Origin of the sequence: Kineococcus esterisolvens, assembly GCF_050871405.1 — a bacterium.
Classification (GTDB): domain Bacteria; phylum Actinomycetota; class Actinomycetes; order Actinomycetales; family Kineococcaceae; genus Kineococcus.
In genome coordinates this window covers 1-5,262 of the sequence record NZ_JBJLRI010000130.1, presented here as the reverse complement: position 1 = coordinate 5,262, position 5,262 = coordinate 1, and the positions used below count along the sequence as shown (strand labels likewise).

Annotated in this window: 6 protein-coding genes; 2 read left to right on the top strand and 4 right to left on the bottom strand. The window is 78.8% G+C overall.

From position 1 onward, the window contains the following. Positions 1-300, top strand: a 300-nt coding sequence (locus ACRYR8_RS20945; RefSeq protein WP_432486208.1) for a hypothetical protein, incomplete at its 5' end; no start/stop codon positions are given. A gap of 37 nt (positions 301-337) precedes the next feature. On the opposite strand, the gene ACRYR8_RS20940 is transcribed toward ACRYR8_RS20945, so the two are convergent. The 4 genes from ACRYR8_RS20940 to ACRYR8_RS20925 all read right to left on the bottom strand — a co-directional run bounded on the left by ACRYR8_RS20940 (position 338) and on the right by ACRYR8_RS20925 (position 4,405). Further along, the gene (locus tag ACRYR8_RS20940; protein WP_432486151.1) at positions 338-2,167 is read right to left on the bottom strand and encodes a thiamine pyrophosphate-requiring protein; all 1,830 of its coding nucleotides are present in this window, start codon (positions 2,165-2,167) and stop codon (positions 338-340) included. 86 nt (positions 2,168-2,253) lie between these two features. Then, positions 2,254-2,601 carry a YtxH domain-containing protein gene (locus ACRYR8_RS20935; protein WP_432486152.1) on the bottom strand — a complete coding sequence of 116 codons (348 nt, stop codon included), beginning with the start codon at positions 2,599-2,601 and terminating at the stop codon, positions 2,254-2,256. A gap of 100 nt (positions 2,602-2,701) precedes the next feature. Further along, positions 2,702-3,424, bottom strand: coding sequence for an aminotransferase class V-fold PLP-dependent enzyme (locus tag ACRYR8_RS20930; RefSeq protein WP_432486207.1), 723 nt, complete (start codon positions 3,422-3,424; stop codon positions 2,702-2,704). Positions 3,425-4,132: 708 nt separating this feature from the next. Beyond that, positions 4,133-4,405, bottom strand: a complete 273-nt coding sequence (locus ACRYR8_RS20925; protein ID WP_432486154.1) for a hypothetical protein — start codon at positions 4,403-4,405, stop codon at positions 4,133-4,135. 139 nt (positions 4,406-4,544) lie between these two features. On the opposite strand from ACRYR8_RS20925, the gene ACRYR8_RS20920 reads away from it, so the two are divergent. Next, positions 4,545-5,262 (top strand): metal-dependent transcriptional regulator (locus tag ACRYR8_RS20920; RefSeq protein ID WP_432486155.1); only part of this gene is annotated, 718 nt, incomplete at its 3' end.

The window sequence follows — 5,262 nt, the reverse complement described above, 5'->3', positions numbered from 1 at the left end:
GGGTCCCCGCGCGGCGGGGACCCGCCCACCGGCGTCCGCGTTGCCGGGGCGAGCCGCCTGGCGCACCTTGGGGCGGTGGCGATCGCGGACCGGGTGCTGGTGGGTGGGCTGCTCGCGCTCCTGGCGGTGGTGCTGGTGACCACCGCGGTGCGGGCGCTGCGCCGCTCGCGACGCCGCGGGGCGGGTGTCCGCGACGACACCCTGCGCGCCGGCCGCGACCCCGAGCTGGACGGCTCGGGCGCGGCGCTGCGCGCCATGGGCCGCAACGCCTGGATGCGCCCCGGCGGCGGCGGGCTCTGAGGCGCCCGCGGTCCGCCCGGGGGAGCGGGCGCGCGGGTCAGTCGCGGTCGCGGCGAACGACCCGCGCCGCGGCGCCCGCGGTCTGGCGCACGCCGTCCACGACGATCCGCGCCGCCGACGCCTCGCCGCGCAGGCCCGCCTTCACGGTCGCCTTCGCGGTGTTCGCGACCTGCTCGAGCGTCACGTGCGGGGGGATCATCGGCACGTCCGGGTCCACCACGGCGTCGATGACGGTGGGCCGGCGGGCGGCGAACGCCTCGTCCAGCAGCGCCTGGAGCCCCTCGGGCCCGTCGGTGCGCACCCCGCCCAGCCCCAGCAGCGCCGCGTACTGCCCGTACGGCACGTCGGGCACGTCCATCGCGTCGCCGAACGGCACCTCGCCCTGCATGGCGCGCGCCTCCCACGCCACGAACGACAGCTGCCGGTTGTTGAACACCACCACCACGAACCGCGGGTCCTGCCAGGTGCGCCAGCGCTGCGCGACGGTGATGAGCTCGTTGATGCCGTTCATCTGCATCGCGCCGTCGCCGACGAGCGCCAGCACCGGGCGGTCCGGGTGGGCCTGCTTGGCGGCCAGCGCGTAGGGCATCCCGCCGCCCATCGACAGCAGCGTGCCCGACAGCGACGCCAGCATCCCCGGCCGCAGGTCCAGGTCGCGGGCGTACCAGCTGGTGGCGGTGCCGCAGTCCACGGCGACCATCGCGTCGTCGGTCAGCCGCTCCGACAGCCCCCGCACCAGCAGCTCGGGGTTCAGCGGGTTCGCCTTCGCCGCGGCCCGCTCCTCGCCCCACGCCCGCCAGGTCGAGTTCCACCCGGCGATGTCCTCGCGCCAGGACGGGTCGGGGTCCGCGCCCTCCAGCAGCGGCAGCAGCGCGGCGAGGGTCTGCTGCGCGTCGCCCACGAGGTTCACCTCGGTGGGGTAGCGCAGTCCGCAGCGGGTGCCGTCCACGTCGATCTGCACCGCCCGGGCCTGCCCCGGCGGCGGGTAGTGCTCGCTGTACGGCATGGTCGTGCCGACCATCAGCAGCACGTCGCAGCCCTGCATGAGGTTCCAGCTCGGCCGGGTGCCCAGCAGGCCGATCGCACCGGTCACCCACTCCAGGCGGTCGTCCAGGACGGCCTTGCCCAGCAGCGCCTTCGCCACGCCCGCGCCCAGCCGGTCGGCGACCGCGGTGAGCTCCCCGGTGGCGCCCAGCGCGCCGGCGCCCGCGAGGATCGCCACCCGCTTCCCCGAGCGCAGCACCTCGGCCGCCTGCGCCAGCGCCTCCGGTCGCGGCGCGCCGGGCAGCGAGCCGGGCACCGCGCTGGTGTGGGTGTACCCGTGCGCGACGGGCACCTCGAGCACGGCGTCGGCGTCCTGCAGGTCGCTGGGCAGCACGATCGCGGTGACGGTGCGCCGCTCCAGCGCCGTGCGGGCGGCGCGGTCCACGGCGTGCTGCACCTGGCTGGGGTCGCTGACCTGGAACACGAACTCACCGGCCACGTCGGCGAACAGACGCACCAGGTCCAGTTCCTGGTAGTAGCTCGTGCCCAGGGAGTTGCTGGCGCTCTGCCCGAGCAGGGCCACTACGGGCACGTGGTCGAGCTTGGCGTCGTACAGGCCGTTCAGGGCGTGCACCGCCCCGGGCCCGGAGGTGACCGCGCAGACCCCGATCGGGCTGCCGCCGAACTTGACGTCGGCGGTGGCGGCGAAGCCGGCGGTCTCCTCGTGGCGGACCTGCACGAACTCGGCCTCGCCGGCGGACTGCGCCCGGCCGAGCGCGGAGACCACCCCGCCGATGCCGTCGCCGGGGTAGCCGTACACCCGGCGGGCACCCCACTTCGCGAGGCGGGAGACGACGTGGTCACCGACGGTGGGAGAGCTCACGGGTCCACCCTCGACGCAGCGCCGCCGCCGCGCACCCGGAGGACCGGGCGGGCGGCGGCGGGTGGGACGTCGGCGCGGGCGGGACGTCAGTCGGTGGGCATCCGGGTGTGGTGCTGCTCGCCCAGCGGTGCAGCGCCGGAGTCACCGGAGTCACCGTCGTCGGCGGAGCCACCGCTGCCGCCGCCCACCTTGGAGCGCACGGTCCCGGCCACCGAGCCGGCCGCGGCGCCCACCTTCTCCTGCGCGGCGGCGCCGGCCTGCTTGGCCACGTCGGTGGCCTTGCCCTCGAGGTCGCCGACCTTCTGCTGCACCTTCGGGTTGCCCCACGCGCGGGAGGCGACGGAACTGATCTGCTCGTACCGCTCCCGCCCGGCGCGCGCACCCAGGACGTAGCCGGCAGCGCCGGCCGCCAGGAACAGGACCTTGCCCATCATCGCGGACCCTCCGGGTTCTCGTGTCGGTGATCTGGTGATCGCCGTCCACTGTCGCAGCGCCGGGCGCTCCCCGCGCGCCGGGAACGCCCGGGGGTGCCGATCAGGACGCCGTGCGCAGCGCCGCCACCAGCGCACCGACGTCCTGGGCGCTCGTGTCGAGGTGGCCGCTGACGCGCAGGGCCGGCGCCGGCATCTCCCCGGGGGCCCGCTCGGTGGCCAGGAACGTGGTGAGCACCCCGTGCTCCGCCAGCAGCCGCGCCCGCAGCGCCGCCAGGTCCAGCCCGGCGCCGGCCGGTCGCAGCGTCACGGTGGCGCTGGGCTCGTCGAGGTCCTCCAGCACCGTCCAGGAACCCTCCAGGGCGGCGGCCAGCCGGTGCCGGACGGCTGCGCCCACCCGCGCCAGCCCGGCGCGCACCGCCGCCGGCCCCAGGTCGCGGTGCTCGGCGAGCGCGGCGGCGAACCCGACGCGCCCGGCGACGTGCGCCTCGGCCTGCTCCAGCTCCTCCAGGCGCTGCGCCAGCGGGCCGCGGGCGGCGGCGAACCCCACGCCGCGCGGGCCGGCCAGCCACTTGCGGGAGGTGCCGTAGACGACGACGTCCGCGTCGGCCGGCAGCGCGTCCAGGGCCGTGTCCACGTGACCGAGGGCCTGCGCCGCGTCGAGGACCACGGGCACGCCGGCGCCGGCGCACGCCGCGGCCACGCCGACGGCGGGCTGCACCGTGCCGGAGTGGCTGCCCACCCACGTCACGTGCACCAGGTCCGGGCGCTCGCCGTCCAGGGAGCGCTCGAACGCGGCCGGTTCCAGCCGGTGCGGGGTGTCCACCGGGACGGGCCGCACCCCCAGCCGGCGCAGCAGGGCGACGTTCGGGCCGTACTCGCCGGGGGGGGGGGGGGGGGGGGGGGGGGGGGGGCGGGGGGGGGGGGGGCGGGGGGGCGGCCCCCCCCCCCCCCCGCCGGCCCCCCGCGCCCGCGGGGCGGGGGGGGGCGCGGCGCGCCCCCCCCCCCCCGCGCGCCGGGGGGTGGTTGGGCCCTACCGCGCGGGGGCGGCCGGGCGGGGGCCCGGGCACGCCCCCGGGCCAGCCCAGCAGGACCTGGCGCAGCGCGTCGTGGGCGCCGTGCGTGAAGGCGACGACGCCCTCGCCCGGTCCCCACCCCAGCAGGGCCCGCACGTCGTCGCGGGCGCGTTCCAGCACGTCGGCGGCCTCGGCGGCCGCGACGTACCCGCCGCTGCCGGACTCGCGGCGGGCGTGGGCGGCGGCGGCGTCCAGCACCGCCCAGCTCGCGCGGCCGGCGGCGGCGGAGTCCAGGTGCACGACCCGCCGCGGCGGCCGGGTGCGGCGCCAGGCGGCCGCCAGGCCGGCGGGGGCCAGGGGGGTGTGCTCGGGGGTGTGCTCGGGGGTCTGCTCGGGCGAGGCGTCCACGACGTGATCCTGGCAGTGCCGGGGTGCGCCGCGCGCCGGTTCGCGAGCGGGTGGGCAGTGCCGGCCGCGAGCGGCGGCCGAGGGCGACGGCGGACCCGCGCGCCAGGTCCTCAGGCGGCGCGCGGGCCGCTCTCGCCCGGCTCGGCGCCGGCCACCGCGGGCTGCGCCACGGCCCCGCCGGGCACCGCGGTGGCGGCCGCCTCGACGACCTCGGCCGCGCGCCGGCCGGCCAGGCGCCGCACGGCGGCGGCTCCCCACGTCAGGGACAGCAGCAGGGCGGCGGCGGCCTCGGGCCAGCGCAGCGCCACGGCGAACGCGACGCTCGCCGCGACCAGCGCGGCGGCGAGGACGGCGTCGCCGATCCCGGTCCAGCGTCGATCCACCACGACCTCCCCCGTCCGTGCCTGCGGTGCTCCCGCTCCTACCCCCACTGTACGTCGACAAACGGTTTTCGGTGCGCCGAAATCGGGGACCGCGCCGCGCCCCGTCCGCTCGCGGGGGTCCGGGTGGCAAGCTGGGGGCGTGTCGCGCCCCGCCACCCCGGCCGCCGAGGACTGCCTCAAGGCGGTGTACGCCGCCGGCGAGTGGTCGGAGGAGAAGATCACCCTGTCCAAGCTCGCGCAGAGCCTGGGCGTCTCGCCCTCCACCGCCTCCGAGGCCGTGCGCAAGCTCACCGACGCCGGCCTGCTGCGCCACGAGCGGTACGGCGGCGTGGAGCTGACCGACGCCGGGCGCACGCAGGCCCTGGGCGTGGTGCGCCGCCACCGCCTCGTGGAGACCTTCCTCGTCGCCGACCTCGGCTACTCCTGGGACGAGGTCCACGAGGAGGCCGAGGTCCTCGAGCACGCCGTGTCCGACCGGATGCTCGACCGCCTCGACCGCCGCCTCGGCCACCCCGAGCGCGACCCGCACGGCGACCCCATCCCGCGCCCCGACGGCACCGTCCCGCGGCCCGGCGCGCACAGCCTGGCCGACCTGCCCGAGGGTGCGGCCGGGTCGATCGCCCGCATCTCCGACGCCGACCCCGACGTGCTGCGCTACTTCGCCGACCTCGGCATCGGCCTGGACCTGCACGTCCGGGTCGTCAAGCGCCGCGAGTTCGCCGGCACCACCGTCGTGGGGGGGGGGGGGGGGGGGGGGGGGGGGGGGGGGGGGGGGGGGGGGGGGGGGGGGGGGGGGGGGGGGGGGGGGGGGGGGGGGGGGGGGGGGGGGGGGGGGGGGGGGGGGGGGGGGGGGGGGG

What these genes read in the sequence shown, in the direction of transcription:
- ACRYR8_RS20935 (WP_432486152.1), bottom strand. Translation starts at nt 2,601, where the DNA reads ATGATGGGCAAGGTCCTGTTCCTGGCGGCCGGCGCTGCCGGCTACGTC.